The sequence below is a fragment of the Virgibacillus tibetensis genome (genome assembly GCF_036026595.1).
Lineage (GTDB): Bacteria > Bacillota > Bacilli > Bacillales > Amphibacillaceae > Virgibacillus_P > Virgibacillus_P tibetensis.
In genome coordinates this window covers 806,789-824,022 of sequence record NZ_JARZFX010000001.1, presented here as the reverse complement: position 1 = coordinate 824,022, position 17,234 = coordinate 806,789, and the positions used below count along the sequence as shown (strand labels likewise).

Genomic DNA, 17,234 nt, shown 5'->3' with positions numbered 1-17,234 from the left:
CTATGAGACATTTTATATCTGTAAAGCAACTGACTGAGCAAGAGATCCTCTCTGTTTTGGAAATTGCAGAAGAGTACCGGGAGAATAAATTTCATATTAAGCAAGAATTGTTCGTAGCAAATCTATTTTATGAGCCGAGTACACGAACAAAAATGAGTTTTATTGTTGCTCAACGAAAGCTTGGAATGGAAGTATTGGATTTTCATACTGAAACTTCAAGTGTTCAAAAAGGGGAGTCACTGTATGACACTGCTAAGACGTTTGAAGCAATCGGCACAAATATGTTAGTGGTGCGCCATCCGGATGATACTTGGTTTGAGGAGCTTCATCAAAATGCCGCTGTACCCATTATTAATGCAGGTGCAGGAAAGGAAGAACATCCTACACAATGTATGTTGGATTTATTGACGATTTATCAGGAATTCGGAACATTTAAAAATTTGAAGGTAGCTATTGTAGGAGATATTAAACACAGCAGAGTTGCACATTCAAATGCTATTGCCTTGGATAGACTTGGTGCTAATGTATATCTGAGTTCAGCCCCGGGATTTGAGGATGAGGATTTTGATTTTCCTTATGTGACGATTGATGATGCTGTAGAAACATGCGATGTTGTCATGCTGCTACGTATACAACATGAACGACATCAACAAGACAGTAATTCAGCAAAAGAGGATTACCTTGAGCATTATGGCTTAACTAAGGAACGCGAGAAGGTAATGAAAGACCATGCAATTATTCTACACCCGGCACCGGTAAACAGAGGAATTGAAATAGATACGGATTTAGTTGAATGTAGTAGATCAAGAATTTTTAAGCAGATGAACAATGGTGTTTATGTAAGAATGGCTATTATTGCGAAACTATTATTGGAGTGGGGGATTATAGATGAAAATGTTATTGAAGAATGCCAAGAAGCTGGTTTCACCAAACGAATTAATAGCATGTGAAATACTGATTGAAAACAATAGGATTAAACAAGTAAGTTCCAAAATTACAGAAGAAGTAGATCAAGTGATCGACTGTGAAGGAAATTTAGTTTTACCAGGATTTATTGATGTTCATATTCATTTGCGAGAGCCAGGCGGGGAACATAAAGAGACGATAGCATCTGGTACAAAAGCTGCGGCACGAGGGGGATTTACTACTGTTTGCTCTATGCCTAATACGAATCCAGTTCCTGATAATACGGGAACAGTAAAGGATCTTTTCGATAAAATTGATCAAGATGCTGTCGTTCGTGTTTTGCCATATGCTGCTATTACAAAAGGTTTGAAAGGCGAAGAACTGAACAACATAGAAAAACTGGCAGAAACAGGAGTTTTTGCTTTTACTGATGATGGGGTTGGTATTCAGACAGCTGACTTCATGTTACAAGCCATGAAAAGGGCAGCGGCTTGCGGGATGCCAATTGTAGCACATTGTGAGGATAACTCAATTGTTTACGGTGGAGTAGTTCATGATGGTGAAGTAAGTAAAGCATTAAATTTGCCGGGAATTCCCTCATTAAGTGAATCTGTTCAAATAGCACGTGATGTTTTATTAGCAGAAGAAGCAGATTGTCATTACCATGTCTGCCATGTAAGCTCGAAGGAATCAGTACGTGTTATCCGGGATGCTAAGAAAGCTGGAATAAAGGTTACTGCAGAAGTAACCCCGCATCATTTACTTTTAAACGAACATGATATTAAAGCTGATGACGCTAACTATAAGATGAATCCTCCATTGCGTGCAAGGAAAGATCAGGAAGCCTTGATGGAAGGTCTATTAGATGGGACGATTGATTTTATAGCAACAGACCATGCACCGCATGCAGAAGAAGAAAAGGAAAAAGGTTTCATGGGAGCTCCATTTGGAATAGTTGGATTAGAAACAGCTTTTTCTTTACTCTACACAAATCTTGTAAAAACGGAAAAGATCACACTCTACCAACTGGTTGAATGGTTAACATATAAACCAGCAACTGTCTTCGGTCTGCCGTTTGGAACATTGGAAGAAAACAGATCAGCAGATATTACAGTTGTTAATTTAGAAAAAGAAGTCATTATCGATAAGAAAGGATTTTCTTCTAAAGGTAAGAACACCCCGTTTCATAATTGGAAAGTAAAGGGTCTACCAGTCCTAACGATTTCCGAGGGGAAGGTTGTATACAAGGAGGGTTACAATGAGTAAACGACAATTGGTGCTCGAAGATGGTACAGTATTTATCGGAGAAGGCTTCGGAAGTGAACGTACAACAGTCGGAGAAGTTGTTTTCAATACAGGTATGACAGGCTACCAGGAGATCATATCTGATCCGTCTTACTGTGGACAAATTGTTATGATGACTTATCCATTGGTAGGTAATTATGGTATAAATCGAGATGATTTTGAAACAGTTACTCCTTTTATTCATGGCTTTATCGTGAAAGAAGTTTGTGATTTTCCGTCTAACTTTCGTAAAGATGAAACCCTTGACAGTTATTTAAAAGTTAATAACATTCCTGGAATATCAGGAATTGATACTCGTAAACTAACGAAAATTATTCGTAAGCATGGAACAATGAAAGGAATGATTACGTCTGCAGATGAGTCTTCAGAATCAGTTATAGAACGAATGAACAGTTTGCCAGCAAAAACGGATCAAGTAAAACAAACATCAACCATTAAGCCATACGTTGTGCCAGGACGAAGCAAGCGAGTAGTATTAGTTGATTTCGGCATGAAGCACGGTATACTTCGTGAGCTGACAAAACGCGAATGTCATGTAACAGTCGTACCATATAATTACGGAGCAGATAATATATTCCGACTGAAGCCAGATGGTATTATGCTAACGAATGGTCCAGGAGACCCGAAAGATGTTCCGGAAGCGATTGAAATGATTCAACAAGTACTTGGTAAAATACCGGTTTTCGGAATTTGCTTAGGGCATCAGCTGCTTGCATTAGCATGTGGAGCTGATACGGAAAAAATGAAGTTTGGTCACAGAGGTTCAAATCATCCGGTGAAAGATATTATGCGATCGAAAACCTATATTACTTCCCAAAATCATAGTTATGCTGTACGAGAATCTTCTTTACCGAATACAGGTTTAGAACTGACACAGGTGGCGTTGAATGATAACACGGTAGAGGGTGTGAAGCATACGGTACATCCCGCGTTTTCGGTACAATATCACCCGGAAAGTTCACCAGGTCCTGAGGATACGAATCACCTATTTGATGAATTTATTCAAATGATCAATCTTAATCAGATTAAAACAGAGGAGGAGTATCATGCCTAAGAACACAGCAATTAAGAAGATTCTTGTAATTGGCTCCGGGCCAATTGTAATTGGCCAGGCAGCTGAGTTTGATTACTCTGGTACACAGGCCTGTCAGGCATTAAGAGAAGAAGGGTATACAGTAATCCTGGCTAATTCTAATCCGGCAACTATTATGACGGACAATACAGTAGCTGATAAGGTGTATATGGAACCATTAACAGTCGAATTTCTATCGAAAATTATCCGCAAGGAACAACCTGATGCACTTCTACCTACTCTTGGTGGTCAAACAGGGCTTAATTTAGCGGTAGCATTAGAGGAGACTGGAATTTTTCAAGAGTATAACATCAATCTGTTAGGAACGTCGCTGGAAGCTATTCAAAATGCGGAAGATCGTGAAAAGTTTAGAAATTTAATGAAAGAATTAAACGAACCAGTTCCTGATAGTCAAATTGTAAATTCTGTCGAACAAGCTTGTGATTTTGCCAATGAGATTGGCTATCCTGTAATTGTCAGACCTGCCTACACACTTGGTGGTACAGGTGGGGGAATGTGTTACAGTGAACCTGAATTAGTTGAGATTGCCCGGAATGGTCTATCTTTATCTCCAGTAAATCAATGCTTGATAGAGAAAAATATTGCTGGCTTAAAAGAAATTGAATATGAAGTTATGCGTGACAAGAATGACCAGGCTATTGTTGTATGTAATATGGAAAATGTCGATCCAGTTGGAATTCATACAGGGGATTCCATTGTTGTTGCACCATCACAAACATTGAGTGATCGCGAATATCAGCTTCTTAGAAATGCTTCTTTAAAAATTATAAGAGCATTAAAAATAGAAGGCGGATGTAATGTTCAACTGGCGCTGGATCCAAACAGTTTTGACTATTATATTATAGAGGTAAACCCAAGAGTCAGCAGGTCTTCAGCACTTGCTTCTAAAGCAACAGGTTATCCTATCGCGAAGATGGCAGCTAAGATAGCTGTTGGACTAACACTTGATGAAATTCTAAACCCAATAACGGGGAAAACATATGCTTGCTTTGAGCCGACACTTGACTATGTAGTCACAAAAATACCACGTTTTCCGTTTGATAAATTTGTTACTGGCGACCGCAGCCTTGGTACGCAAATGAAAGCAACCGGAGAGATTATGGCTATTGGAAGAAACTTTGAAGAGTCTTTGCTTAAAGGAATTCGTTCCCTTGATATAGGCACAGAAGAGCTTTGGTTAAGTAGTCTGGTCGAGGTAGCGGACGAAGATCTTGAGAAACGGCTTAAAAATGCTGACGATGAGCGGATTTTTGTACTGGCAGAAGTGTTGCGCCGAGGGATGTCAGTTGATGAGATTTTTCAGTTAACAAAAATAGACCGATTCTTCTTGGTGAAACTGGAAAAACTCATTCATTTAGAGAAGGAATTAGCTACTGCCAAGTTTTCTTCTGAACTACTGTTAAAAGCGAAAAAAGTTGGATTTTCAGATGCACATATAGCGCGCTTATGGAATCTTACGGTTGACGAGATCTATCAACAAAGGAATTCACAAGGGATCGTTCCTGTCTATAAAATGGTAGACACTTGTGCAGCCGAATTCGAATCGGAAACACCTTATTTTTACAGTACCTATGAAGAAGAGAATGAATCAGTTGCTTCAAGCCGGAAAAAAATTCTCGTGCTCGGTTCTGGCCCAATACGTATAGGACAAGGAATCGAATTTGATTATGCAACGGTGCATTCCGTTCTGGCAATTAAAGAAATGGGTTATGAATCAATTATTATGAATAATAATCCGGAGACAGTTTCTACTGATTTCAGTATATCTGATAAGCTCTATTTTGAACCACTCACATTAGAAGATGTCATGCATGTTATTGAATTAGAAAAGCCTGAGGGTGTCATTGTTCAATTCGGAGGTCAGACTGCTATAAATTTAGCGGCGGGACTTGAACGTAGAGGGGTTAAAATCTTAGGAACAAATTTAGAAGCAATTGACCGAGCAGAAGATCGCGATAAATTTGAGATATTGCTTGATGAACTGGTGCTGTTACGTCCAAAAGGAAAAGCAGTTCCTAATTTTGACAGTGCAATTGAAGTTGCTAATTCTATAGGTTATCCCGTGTTGGTTCGTCCGTCGTATGTGATTGGTGGAAGCAGAATGGAAATCGTTTATGACGATGAGGAGCTTCATGCTTATTTGGCAAAATCAAGTAAATTAAACAATGAACATCCAATCCTGATTGATAAGTATCTTACAGGAATAGAAGTGGAAGTTGATGCAATTTGTGATGGAGAAACGACTATTGTTCCAGGGATTATGGAACATATTGAGCGTGCAGGTGTCCATTCTGGCGACTCTATAGCTGTATACCCACCACAGCGTATCAGTGAGGGAGTAAAACAAAAGTGTATGAATGCAGCTGATCAGATTGCGACTGCATTACATGTTAAGGGATTAATTAACATTCAGTTTATCATTCGTGATGAAGATGTTTATGTCCTTGAAGTAAATCCAAGAGCAAGCAGAACAATTCCATTTTTAAGTAAAGTAACAGGGGTAACGATGGCAAATATTGCTACGAAGTGCATTTTAGGAACGAAATTGGCAGACCTGGGCTATGAATCAGGAATTTTACCGGAATCTGACCAAATATCTGTTAAAGTACCCGTATTTTCATTTGAGAAATTGCGAAGCGTCGATACAATCCTAGGACCAGAGATGAAATCTACAGGTGAAGCAATCGGCTATGATAAGACTCTGGAAAAGGCATTATACAAAGGCCTGGTGGCATCTGGTGTATCGGTTCCGCAAGAGGGCTCAGTTCTATTGACAGTTGCTGACAAAGATAAAGAGGAAATGCTGGAAATAGCCGAACGTTTTCATCAGCTGGGCTTTCAATTATACGCAACGAAAGGAACAGCCGAATTTGTAAGACAGTCAGACATTCCTATTACAGAAGTGGCGAAAATTGGATCAACTGAACCTAATGTGTTATCCATTATTGAAAATGGCCATGTACAATTTGTTGTCAATACTCTTACTTCAGGTAAAAAACCACGTTCAGACGGCTTTATGATTCGCAGGGAATCTGTTGAGCATGGGATTGCTTGTTTAACTAATTTAGATACAGCTAATGCTATTTTGAATGTCATTGAATCAACTACTTTCAGCGCAAATCCAATGACAGGCAAAGGTGCTGTATTATTATGATGAAAAAAGAGAAGATGCTAATTATAAAATCAACTGTTATTGCTCTGGATACGATTGAAATGGTGCTCGAAAATAGCTACATTAGTCAGTATGCAGTTCCAGGGCAATTTCTCCACATGAATGCAGAGGGACATACGTTAAGAAGACCAATTTCAATAGCCGATGTAGATAGAGCGTCTGAAACAATTACCATCTTATTTAAAATAATTGGTTCTGGTACAAAGCAGCTGGCAGCCTATCAGCCTGGTATGTCAATTGACGTTTTGGGTCCAAGTGGAAATGGGTTTTACCTTGAAATAGAAGAGAATCCGACAATTTTATTAATAGGAGGCGGCATTGGAGTGCCGCCACTCTATTATCTTGGTAAAACATTAGCAAGAGAAGATGTAAATATTATATCTGTATTAGGTTTCCAATCAGCTGATTATGTATTTTATGAACAGAAATTTAAAGAGCTTGGAAAGACATTTATTGTAACCAATGATGGATCATATGGAGAACGGGGATTTGTAACAGATGTGCTGAATAAGGTCGGACAATTTGATTGTTATTACTCATGCGGCCCGTTACCGATGCTTCAAGCGATAACTGGTAAACTCAAAGGAAAGAAAGGCTATATTTCTTTGGAAGAGCGAATGGGCTGTGGAGTAGGCGCCTGTTTTGCTTGTGTAATTCCTACAGATAATCAAGGTGGATATAAAAAAATATGTAAAGATGGTCCGGTTTTTAATGCGCAGGAGGTGAGCCTGTGATGAATTTGGCTGTAGATTTACCTGGTTTAAAACTTAAAAATCCAATTATGCCAGCGTCAGGTTGTTTTGGTTTTGGGCGAGAATACAGTGATTTTTATGACTTGAATATATTGGGCGCAGTAATTATGAAGGCAGCAACTGGGAGTGAACGTTTTGGAAACCAGACCCCACGTGTAGCAGAAACGGCGTCTGGAATGCTTAATGCAATCGGTCTGCAAAATCCGGGTGTAGAGAAAATAATAGAGACAGAAGTCCCTTTTCTGGCAAATTACAATGTGCCGATTATTGCAAACGTAGCAGGAAGTACAATAGAGGAATATGAAATGGTAGCAAAAGCGTTTAACCAAACGGATCAGGTCAGTGCAATTGAATTGAATATATCCTGTCCTAACGTAAAAGAGGGAGGTATTCAGTTTGGAACAGATCCATCCATGGCCGCTAATGTAACAGAAGTTGTGAAGAAAGCCAGTAATCTGCCAGTGTATGTTAAACTATCGCCCAACGTATCCGACATTGTAGCAATGGCCAAAGCGGTTGAAGCTGCCGGTGCAGATGGTTTATCGATGATAAACACATTATCAGGTATGCAGATCCACTTGCCCAGTAAGCGGGCATTGCTTGGCAATAAAACAGGCGGACTTTCAGGAGCGGCGATAAAGCCTGTTGCGATACGAATGATCTATGAAGTAAAACAGCAGGTATCGATACCAATTATTGGAATGGGTGGTATTACAAATGCGGAAGATGTATTGGAATTTCTATTGGCCGGTGCAAGTGCTGTCGCAGTTGGAACAGCCAACTTCCAAAACCCTTTTATTTGTTCGGAATTAATCAATGAGTTACCTGACGTATTAAAGAAATACGGGTTTAATTCTGTTCAAGAAGCAATCGGAAAGGGGATATAAGCATATGCCAACAACGTATTTATCACTTGATTTTCCTGATTGGAAGGAAACGAAGCAATTCTTAGATAGGAATGAATTACACGGTGTTCCAGTAAAAGTGGGGATGGAATTGTTCTACAAAGAAGGCCCTCGTGTCATTGAACTATTAAAAGAAAACAACCATGCTATATTCCTTGATTTAAAACTGCATGACATTCCAACAACCGTAATGCGAGCAATGAAAAATATTGCCAAACTTGAAGTGGATATGATTAATATACATGCACTTGGAGGCAGTGAGATGATCCAGCGTGCTAAGGAAGGATTACTGGCAGGATCCAGTTCTCGTCACCAAACAAAGCTCATTGCCGTTACGATATTAACGTCGATGGACAGTGAAACAATGAATAGTGAACTTTTATTACCAGGTGAGCTTGGTAATAATGTTGTTCATTTTGCCGATTTTGCGAAAGAAAATGGGGCAGATGGGGTTGTCTGTTCGGTACATGAAGCAAATCAGATTAAAACTATATGTGGTTCATCCTTTTTAACAGTTACACCAGGAATACGGTTGCAGCAGTCCAATAGTAATGACCAAAAGCGAATTGCAACACCTGCTTACGCTCGTGAAAATGGAGCAGATATACTTGTTATTGGAAGGACTGTAACAAAAGCCGAAAATCCGAGAATGGCATACGAGCAAATCATGAAGGAGTGGGGACATGGCAGTAAAACATGAGTTAGCAAGAGATCTATTGGCGATAAAGGCTGTACAAATTAATCCCATAGAGTACTTTACATGGACATCCGGAATTAAATCACCTATTTATTGTGATAATCGGTTAACAATGTCGCATCCTGTGGTCCGCAGAAAAATTACAGACGCATTTGTTCAAATAATAGAAGAAATGGATGAAAAACCAGAGGTAATTGCTGGCTGTGCTACAGCAGGGATTCCCCACGCAGCATGGTTGGCTGACAGTTTGAACCTGCCAATGGTCTATGTTCGATCGAAACCAAAAGGTCATGGTAAGGGTAATCAGATTGAAGGGCAATTAGAAAAAAATAAGAAAGTCCTTGTTATTGAAGATCTGATTTCAACAGGAGGTTCATCTATTGAGGCAGCCAAAGCTTTGCAGCAAGAAGGAGCTGAAGTAACAGGGGTATTGGCTATTTTTACGTATGGATTACCTAAATCCAAGCAAGCATTTTCAGATGTAAGCCTGCCACTTCACACAATCACAAACTTTGATGAATTAGTAGAAGCTTTGATGGAAGATGGTGAAATTAAGGAAGAGGATAGAATTAAATTAATAGAATGGCGGGACGAATTGTAGAAAAGAAATGACCACGTCAGTGTGGTCATTTCTTTTCTAATAAGATCATCCATTCATCAATAGTAAACGATTTAATGTTATCGTTTTTAAATTTAATATCGTAATAATCGTGTATATCACTTGTAGCGTTTTTTATAAAATTAGTTACACTTTCTTTATCTTCTCTCATATCCAAGGTGCGATTTATCCAATCATCATAAGGCAACGTTTTCTTCCGTTCCTGCTGTTTCAGGAAGGTTAGTTTATTATCATTGAAAATCTCCTTCCATTCAGAAATCCTAAGTGATCGTACATGACTGTAGTCCCGCATTTTTTCTAATGTGTTAATAAAGTTTCCATAGTCTGATTGTTCAGCTGCTATGTTATCAATAAATAGAAATTTACCATTGGGTTTTAAAACACGATTTACTTCTGATACGAATTTTTTTGGATTTGGGAAGTGATGGGCCGCGATTCGGCATGTTATTATTTCAAACGTGTTGTCGAGAAAAGGTAAGCTTTCTGCATCTGCTATTACATAGTCTATATTCGAATATGCAGCCAGGTGAGCAGCAGTGTTTTCCAACATTGCTTTTGTTATATCAGTTGCAACTACTCTTTTTACAAAGGGTGCAAGTCTTTTTGCTACATGACCTCCCCCTGTGGCAATATCAAGTACTTCCATAGTGGATTTTGGGTTTAGCCACACTGGCAGTAAGGATAAATCGCTTCCTGATGCATGTGTACTACTCTTTACGTAGTCCTCTTTATTCTTTGAAAAAGCACGTTTTACATCATCTTTCTCTTTCATAAATTCTCCTCCTTGTTTATTGGAACCCTGTGTTTTCCCAAGTGATAAATCTAACGTAGTTGATATAAAAGACGAAGTAATGAAAATTCTCTTAGTGATACCTTTCACTTTTTAAAGATGGTTGAATGCTTGGATTCGCTTCGGAAGAATACTTCGCTTTCCATGGGCACGGCCTCAGCCTCCTCAGAAGCAAAGAACGCTTCTTCCGGGGTCTTCGGACACGTGCTGTTCCCATAGGAGTCTACGTATTCTGCCTACGCTGATAAAGATTTCCTGATTTTCCAGCCGCAGAAAATGTAAGACTCCTCGAAAAACATCCACATTTTCTTCGTGAGATTTAATATTGCCGAAGCTTTACTGCGGGTTCTTTAGCAGGGACTTGGACTGCGATTACTCGCCCCATCGAAAACCACTTGTAATTACTCGTCCCTCCAAAAGGCTTTGGTGCCCGCAGGAGTGGACTGACCGTAGCAAAAGTCAAAAAAATTATAAGCATTAGGTGAATTTTAATAACATTCCACAATGGCCAGCGCAGGAAATATACGAAGACTCCAGCGGGAAAAGCGAAGACGATGAGACCCCACAGTGAGCGTTCTTTGCGAGCGAGGAGGCTTAGCGCGAGCCCGCGGAAAGCGAAGTGTATTTCCGTAGCGGGGTTACGTTAATAACAAGTTACTTCGTCTTTTATAGATAAAGTACCTTAACTTTGTTAAATAAGCTTTATTTTTTCTTATTCTTATAGTTATCATATATTTCCTAATGCAATAAGTACAATACTAGTTTATAATCAAAAGTAATAACAAAAACTTATTGACTAAAAGGAAGGTCATTATGAAAATTGAAGATTATATTTTATTGTTAAAGCTCAAAGAGGTTGGTACGATCCGAGGTACTGCTAAGCAAATCTTGATATCTCAGCCGGCGGTAACGCAACGTCTTAAATATATCGAAGGATATTTTGGTGCAGACATTTTTATTCGAACACCAAAACGATTAATGTTGACACCGAGTGGTGAAATGATCCTGAAACATGCTGCATTGGTAGTTGAACAAGAACAATCAATTAAAAATAGGCTTGCCCAATCAAGTAAGGAGGTTCAAGGTACCTTATCCATTGCCTGCTCGTCTCTTATAAGTCAGCGATTTTTACCAGAAATATTGGGAGAATTCACTTCGCATTATCCAAAAGTAGCGATTGATCTCGTAACTGGAATTAGTGAAGACATTAAACGGGATCATAAAAATTATCATGTTTGTATAATCCGGGGCGAAAAATTAAAAGAGAGTACATGTGTTCATCTGTTTGAAGATCCATTATACATATTTGATACGGAAGAATTTCCAAGGGATAAACTAAAAGAACGCCCGTTAATCTCATTCAGCAGTGATGACAGTATGCATGAGCTTGTTGACAATTGGTTATACCACCATCAGAACGATATTAAGCCATTGAAAACAATTACGGTGGACCAGATTGAAACTTGTAAACAATTTATGCAACAGGGGTTAGGGATGGCCGTCCTGCCTGAAAGTGTTTCGAAATGGATGAAGGAGGAATATCCTCATATCCCTTTGAAATTGAATGGAAAGGCTGTAACGAGAGATACTTGGGTATGTTACCAGGAGGGGGTTCGTGATCTCCCCCAAGCTAATCAGTTTATTGAGGCTTTAATAAATCGAACGTTCTTGTAAATGTTTAACTTCTTCTGTATAAAGGAACAATATAAAGAGTAGCTAAATAAAGGAGTGTTCGTTTACAATGAGTAAAGTAATTTTCACGTCAAGTGCAACTGCAAAAAATGGCAGAGATGGTCATGTTAAATCAGAAGATGGGTTAATAGATCTGAAGTTAGTAAATCCTGCAAAAAATAAAACAGATAAAGGATCAAACCCAGAACAGTTATTTGCTGCAGGTTATGCAGCCTGTTATGATGGAGCATTAAATCATGTTGCATCAGAGCAAAAAAAGAAAATCAATTCTGAAACTACAGCCGAAGTAAGTTTTATGAAAGATCCTGACGATAATGGCTTTAAGATAGGAGTTACATTAAATATTACTATTGAAGGAGTCGGGCCCGAAGAAGCAGAAGAATTAGCTGAAGATGCCCACCAATTTTGTCCTTATTCAAAAGCAACAAGAGGTAATATTGAAGTGATTTTAAATCCAAAGGCTGTATAGAATAAAAATGGATGATTCTTTTCTGAATCATCCATTTTTATATAGCATAAGTAAAAACCTGTTTTTTTGAGTTGGAAATAGGTCGCGTTCAGCCCCGACGGGATAGGAGGTGGCGTGGGCCAGTATCTACATTGCCTAGTGTTAATTCCGTTCCTCTTTAACAGGCTCACCGTGCTTTAAGTTTTTTTATTAGCTTCCCTTTAATTCATCAATTATTTTCTTGTTTGGTGTTACAAAAAGCGTTTTTTGATTGTCATACGTTACATAGCCAGGTTTCGCTCCACTAGGCTTCTTCACATGACGTATTTTCGTATAATCCACAGGAACAGAAGATGACTGCTGTGACTTACTGAAATATGCAGCGATTTGAGCAGCTTCCAATAATGTTCCTTCACTAGGTTCTTTAGATCGGATAATGACGTGCGATCCGGGAATATCTTTGGTGTGGAGCCAGATGTCATCTCGGTGGGCCACTTTCGTTGTTACATATTCATTTTGTTTATTGTTTTTACCAACAAGAATTTGTGTACCGTCAGTTGATGTATATTCTTCAGGCACTGGTTTGGTTTGTTTATTTTTTTGTTTCTTCCGTTTTGCTTGTTTCTTTAAATAGCCCTCTTCACGCAGTTCTTCACGGATTTCTTCAATGTCTTCTTCACTTGCAACATCTATTTGCTGCAATAATTGTTCCAAATAAGTAATTTCCTCCTTCGTCTTAATGATTTCTTTTTCAATTATTTTCTTGGACGTTTTCAGTTTCTGATAGGTCTTATAATAGCTTTGGGCATTTTCACTAGGTGTTTTAGTTGGATTTAATTCAATTGTTAATTCACTTTGTTCCGGATCATAGTAATCAACTACTGTTACACTTTTATCACCATGCGATACGACATGCATATGCGCGGTAAGCAATTCACCCATTTTTTGATAGTGTTCAGCACCTTCTGCTTTCTTAATGGTTTGCTGGTGCTTTTTCATTTTACGGACATTTTTATCCTTTTCATTCTTGATAAATCGATATAAATCTTTCGCTTGTTGCTTGACTCGATCACGTTCTGCTTTTCCTGTATAAAAATAATCCAGCATTTTGTTTGTTGTTGCAAAAGATTCCTTCTCGCCTTGAAAAGAAGTAATTGGAAGTACATGAAAGTCTTCTTTTTTATTTCGGTAAATAGTTGGTATATACTCATTATTTTTGATTAACTGTTGAACTTCCACAAACTTCTGCTTATAAACAGCTGCAGATCCAAGTTTAGCGCGGTTTGCTACTTCCTTTGCTATAAAGGGAGAAAATCCAACTAACATGCCGACCATTTGGACTTCCAGTTTACCTGCATTAAAATCCAGCTTCTTTATGAAATATTCTCCATCAATATCTAAAGGGCTCAGCTTATCCTGCATTGGCGGGAGTTTATATTCATGGCCTGGCAATATCGTTCGATATCGATTCTGAGCCATGGAAATATGTTTTAAACTATCGATAATATGACCTTTTTCCTGATCAATTAACATCACATTACTATGTTTACCCATTAATTCTACCACAAGTGTTTTGTAGCCAATATCACCAACTTCATTTCTTGATTTAATGGAAAAGTTTATTATTCTCTCCATACCATATTGTTCAACTTTTTCGATAACAGCGCCTGATAAATGCTTGCGCAATACCATACAGAACATCGGGGCTTCTTTTGGATTTCTATATGTATCATCTGTTATATGAAATCGTGCATATGTTGGATGAATGGATAGCAGTAGGTTATGGTTCTTCCCCTGGCTCCTTATGGTCAAAACTAATTCAGTAAGTGTTGGTTGATAAATTTTTGTGATTTTACCTGGGAGTATTACATTTTTTAATTCCTCTGTTACTGCTCGAGTAACAATACCGTCAAATGGCATGCGATCACCTCATGCGCAATTATAGCATTTTTTTGGACAAGTCTGCATAGATATTAATAAACAAAAGCGTAAGCGACTGTATAAAGGTGTATGGACTACGCTTGTAAATAGCAGTGTAAGCGAAATTTTATAAGGGAAACTTTCACTTACACTGCGAACAGGCTTATTGGGGAAAATAAGGAGGGGGTCCATTCGTCACTGGTCGTTGAATCTGGACGTGGCTGAAGTCTGGACAAATGTGGAGGTATACGGTATGAGATGGTATCAATTAGATGTAGATCGAGTAGAGCAAAAGTTGCACGTAACAGCTAATAGTGGACTGAGCACCAAGCAAGTAGAGCAACGGCGTAAAAAATATGGTTTCAATATTCTGGAGGCCCAAAAGAATACATCCAAATGGCTTATCTTTCTAAAACAATTTCAGGACTTTATGGTACTTGTCTTACTTGCTGCTACTCTAATCGCTGGACTGCTTGGCGAGTATATTGACGCTATTGCGATCATGGTTATCGTACTGGTTAATGGATTTATTGGTTTTTTTCAGGAGCAGAAGGCTGAAAAGTCATTAGAAAAACTAAAAGAACTGTCAGCCCCAATGGCAAATGTTCTGCGTGATGAAAACTGGGGGAAAATCCCTTCCAGAGAAGTTGTAGTTGGAGATGTTATAAGAGTAAACAGTGGCGACCGTATTCCAGCAGATATTCGAATAGTACAATCGAATAGCTTGGAAACAGAAGAATCTACGCTTACTGGAGAATCCCTACCGGTTATGAAGCATGCTACTGCCATCGCAAATGACAGTCTGGATGCACAGGATCAAGTCAATATGGCGTTTATGGGAACATTAGTCACCAGGGGATCCGGGATAGGAATCGTAGTAGGTACTGGAATGAATACCATAATGGGACAAATTGCATCACTTATGGTTAATACAAAGAAAGCCATTACTCCCTTAGAAAGAAAGCTTGCTGAATTGGGGAAAATTTTAATTGTAGTTGCTTTACTCCTTACTGCAATGGTTGTATTTCTAGGGGTTTATCAGGGGCATCCAGTTTATAATATGTTTTTGGCCGGGGTCTCTCTAGCTGTTGCAGCTATACCTGAAGGGTTACCAGCAATTGTTACAGTTGCACTATCCCTGGGAGTTCAGCGGATGATTAAGAAGAAAGCAATTGTGCGAAAGTTATCAGCAGTTGAAACATTAGGTTGTGCATCTGTAATCTGTTCTGATAAAACTGGCACGATGACAGAAAATCAAATGACTGTAAAAGAAATTTATTTAAATGGACAGCATATGTACGTAACTGGAGATGGGTATGACATCCGAGGAGATTATTTTTTAAACAAAAATAAAGTGGATAATAGTTTTCCAAATCTGGAAAAAATGCTTCTATATGGAATGCTGTGTAACAACGCCACGTTAAATATAAAAAAAGGTAAATATTTCGTAGATGGTGATCCAACTGATGGGGCACTTTTAGTAGCTGCAAGAAAAATCGGTTTAACTGCTATGATAGAAGAAGACTATCGTATTATTAAGGAATTACCCTTTGATTCAGACCGAAAACGAATGAGTGTAGTCGTAGAAGATGAAAACTCCATGCGTTATTTGATAACGAAAGGTGCACCTGATGTTCTCCTCCCCAGATGTACATTTCATTTAGGGGAAAGTGGAAGAAGTCTGTTGAAAGCCGAGGATAAAAACAGGATTAGTCAGTCAGTTAATACGATGGCAGATAAAGCATTACGAACAATTGCGATTTCAATGAAATCATTATCTAAAAATGAAGACCTTGAAACAGCGTTTCTGGAAAATGACCTTACGTTTATCGGTTTATATGGAATGATAGACCCACCAAGAAAAGAAGTGAAGTCAGCTATTGAAGAATGCAGACAAGCTGGGATAAAGACAGTTATGATAACTGGAGATCATGTTAAAACTGCCCGTGCGATTGCCAAAAATTTAAATCTACTTCCAGAAGATGGATTGGTTTTGGAAGGGTATCAATTAAATCAGATGTCGGTAAGTGATCTGGAAGAGAAGATTGAAGACACGTACGTATTTGCCAGAGTCACACCAGAACACAAGCTGAAAATTGTAAAAGCATTTCAGAAAAAAGGTCATATTGTTGCAATGACAGGAGATGGAGTAAATGATGCTCCGGCAATTAAAGCAAGTGATATTGGCATCAGCATGGGAATAAGCGGAACGGATGTAACGAAGGAAGCATCATCACTTGTATTAATGGATGATAACTTTGCAACTATTAAATCGGCTATTCAAGAAGGTAGAAATATATACGAAAATATCCGTAAATTTATCCGGTATCTATTAGCATCAAATGTAGGTGAAATACTCGTTATGCTGTTTGCAATGCTGCTTGGCATGCCGTTGCCACTCGTACCTGTACAAATACTATGGGTTAATTTAGTGACAGATGGTCTTCCGGCAATGGCGCTTGGTCTTGATCAGTCTGAGGGAGATGTGATGAAGCAAAGCCCGCGAAACCAACGAGAAGGAATATTTTCCAGGGGACTGGGCTACAAAATTATTAGTCGGGGAGTTCTGATTGGTATTGTCACATTGATAGCTTTCATGCTAGCCTATCAAGACAATCCAGAAAATTTAGTTTACGGACAAACAATCGCATTTACTACATTGGTAATGGCACAATTGATTCATGTATTTGATTGTCGAAGTGAGAAGTCTGTATTCTCAAGAAATCCTTTTGAAAATATGTATCTCGTGTTAGCAGTTTTATCTTCGTTGCTACTCTTACTAGTAGTTATCTATTGGGAACCACTGCAGCCTATTTTTCACACAACAGCCTTGAGTTTAAGAGATTGGATGTTAATTGGCGTATTAAGTGCTTTGCCAACTGTGCTATTTGGATTCACTAAGAAATAAAAACAACTAGTCATGATAGCCATAGGA

General features: G+C 38.6%; 13 protein-coding genes. 11 read left to right on the top strand and 2 right to left on the bottom strand.

What is annotated here, in order from left to right; all coding sequences use genetic code 11:
- Positions 1 to 2: 2 nt before the first annotated feature.
- The 8 genes from QGM71_RS04525 to pyrE are packed head-to-tail and all read left to right on the top strand — an operon-like array spanning position 3 to position 9,431.
- Positions 3 to 950, top strand: coding sequence for an aspartate carbamoyltransferase catalytic subunit (locus QGM71_RS04525; protein ID WP_327606313.1), 948 nt, complete (start codon positions 3 to 5; stop codon positions 948 to 950).
- Positions 889 to 2,172, top strand: a complete 1,284-nt coding sequence (locus tag QGM71_RS04520; protein WP_327606312.1) for a dihydroorotase — start codon at positions 889 to 891, stop codon at positions 2,170 to 2,172. The genes QGM71_RS04525 and QGM71_RS04520 overlap by 62 nt, the downstream gene beginning before the upstream one ends.
- Entirely contained in the window at positions 2,165 to 3,265 is a 1,101-nt protein-coding gene (locus tag QGM71_RS04515; RefSeq protein ID WP_327606311.1) for a glutamine-hydrolyzing carbamoyl-phosphate synthase small subunit, read from the top strand. The genes QGM71_RS04520 and QGM71_RS04515 overlap by 8 nt, the downstream gene beginning before the upstream one ends.
- A complete protein-coding gene (gene carB, locus QGM71_RS04510; protein WP_327606310.1) occupies positions 3,258 to 6,458 on the top strand; it encodes a carbamoyl-phosphate synthase large subunit in 3,201 nt (1,066 codons plus the stop codon). Before QGM71_RS04515 ends, carB begins: the two co-directional genes overlap by 8 nt.
- Entirely contained in the window at positions 6,455 to 7,210 is a 756-nt protein-coding gene (locus QGM71_RS04505) for a dihydroorotate dehydrogenase electron transfer subunit (RefSeq protein ID WP_327606309.1), read from the top strand. The genes carB and QGM71_RS04505 overlap by 4 nt, the downstream gene beginning before the upstream one ends.
- The gene (locus QGM71_RS04500; protein ID WP_327606411.1) at positions 7,210 to 8,115 is read left to right on the top strand and encodes a dihydroorotate dehydrogenase; all 906 of its coding nucleotides are present in this window, start codon (positions 7,210 to 7,212) and stop codon (positions 8,113 to 8,115) included. Before QGM71_RS04505 ends, QGM71_RS04500 begins: the two co-directional genes overlap by 1 nt.
- A gap of 4 nt (positions 8,116 to 8,119) precedes the next feature.
- Positions 8,120 to 8,833: an orotidine-5'-phosphate decarboxylase gene (gene pyrF, locus QGM71_RS04495; protein ID WP_327606308.1), complete on the top strand. Its 714-nt coding sequence runs from the start codon at positions 8,120 to 8,122 to the stop codon at positions 8,831 to 8,833.
- Positions 8,817 to 9,431, top strand: coding sequence for an orotate phosphoribosyltransferase (gene pyrE, locus QGM71_RS04490; protein WP_327606307.1), 615 nt, complete (start codon positions 8,817 to 8,819; stop codon positions 9,429 to 9,431). The genes pyrF and pyrE overlap by 17 nt, the downstream gene beginning before the upstream one ends.
- Positions 9,432 to 9,456: 25 nt before the next feature.
- Here pyrE and QGM71_RS04485 read toward each other — a convergent pair whose 3' ends face one another.
- Entirely contained in the window at positions 9,457 to 10,221 is a 765-nt protein-coding gene (locus tag QGM71_RS04485; RefSeq protein ID WP_327606306.1) for a class I SAM-dependent methyltransferase, read from the bottom strand.
- An 831-nt stretch (positions 10,222 to 11,052) separates the two neighbouring features.
- Here QGM71_RS04485 and QGM71_RS04480 point away from each other — a divergent pair.
- Together QGM71_RS04480 and QGM71_RS04475 are read left to right on the top strand one after the other, a co-directional pair.
- The gene (locus QGM71_RS04480) at positions 11,053 to 11,913 is read left to right on the top strand and encodes a LysR family transcriptional regulator (protein ID WP_327606305.1); all 861 of its coding nucleotides are present in this window, start codon (positions 11,053 to 11,055) and stop codon (positions 11,911 to 11,913) included.
- Between the two features lie 67 nt (positions 11,914 to 11,980).
- On the top strand, positions 11,981 to 12,400 hold the full coding sequence (locus tag QGM71_RS04475; protein WP_327606304.1) for an organic hydroperoxide resistance protein: 420 nt from the start codon (positions 11,981 to 11,983) through the stop codon (positions 12,398 to 12,400).
- A 189-nt stretch (positions 12,401 to 12,589) separates the two neighbouring features.
- Here QGM71_RS04475 and QGM71_RS04470 read toward each other — a convergent pair whose 3' ends face one another.
- Positions 12,590 to 14,299 (bottom strand): Rqc2 family fibronectin-binding protein, encoded by a 1,710-nt coding sequence (locus tag QGM71_RS04470; RefSeq protein WP_327606303.1) that lies wholly within the window; start codon positions 14,297 to 14,299, stop codon positions 12,590 to 12,592.
- 253 nt (positions 14,300 to 14,552) lie between these two features.
- Between QGM71_RS04470 and QGM71_RS04465 the strand changes: the two genes are divergently transcribed.
- Entirely contained in the window at positions 14,553 to 17,207 is a 2,655-nt protein-coding gene (locus QGM71_RS04465; RefSeq protein ID WP_327606302.1) for a calcium-translocating P-type ATPase, SERCA-type, read from the top strand.
- Positions 17,208 to 17,234 lie beyond the last annotated feature (27 nt).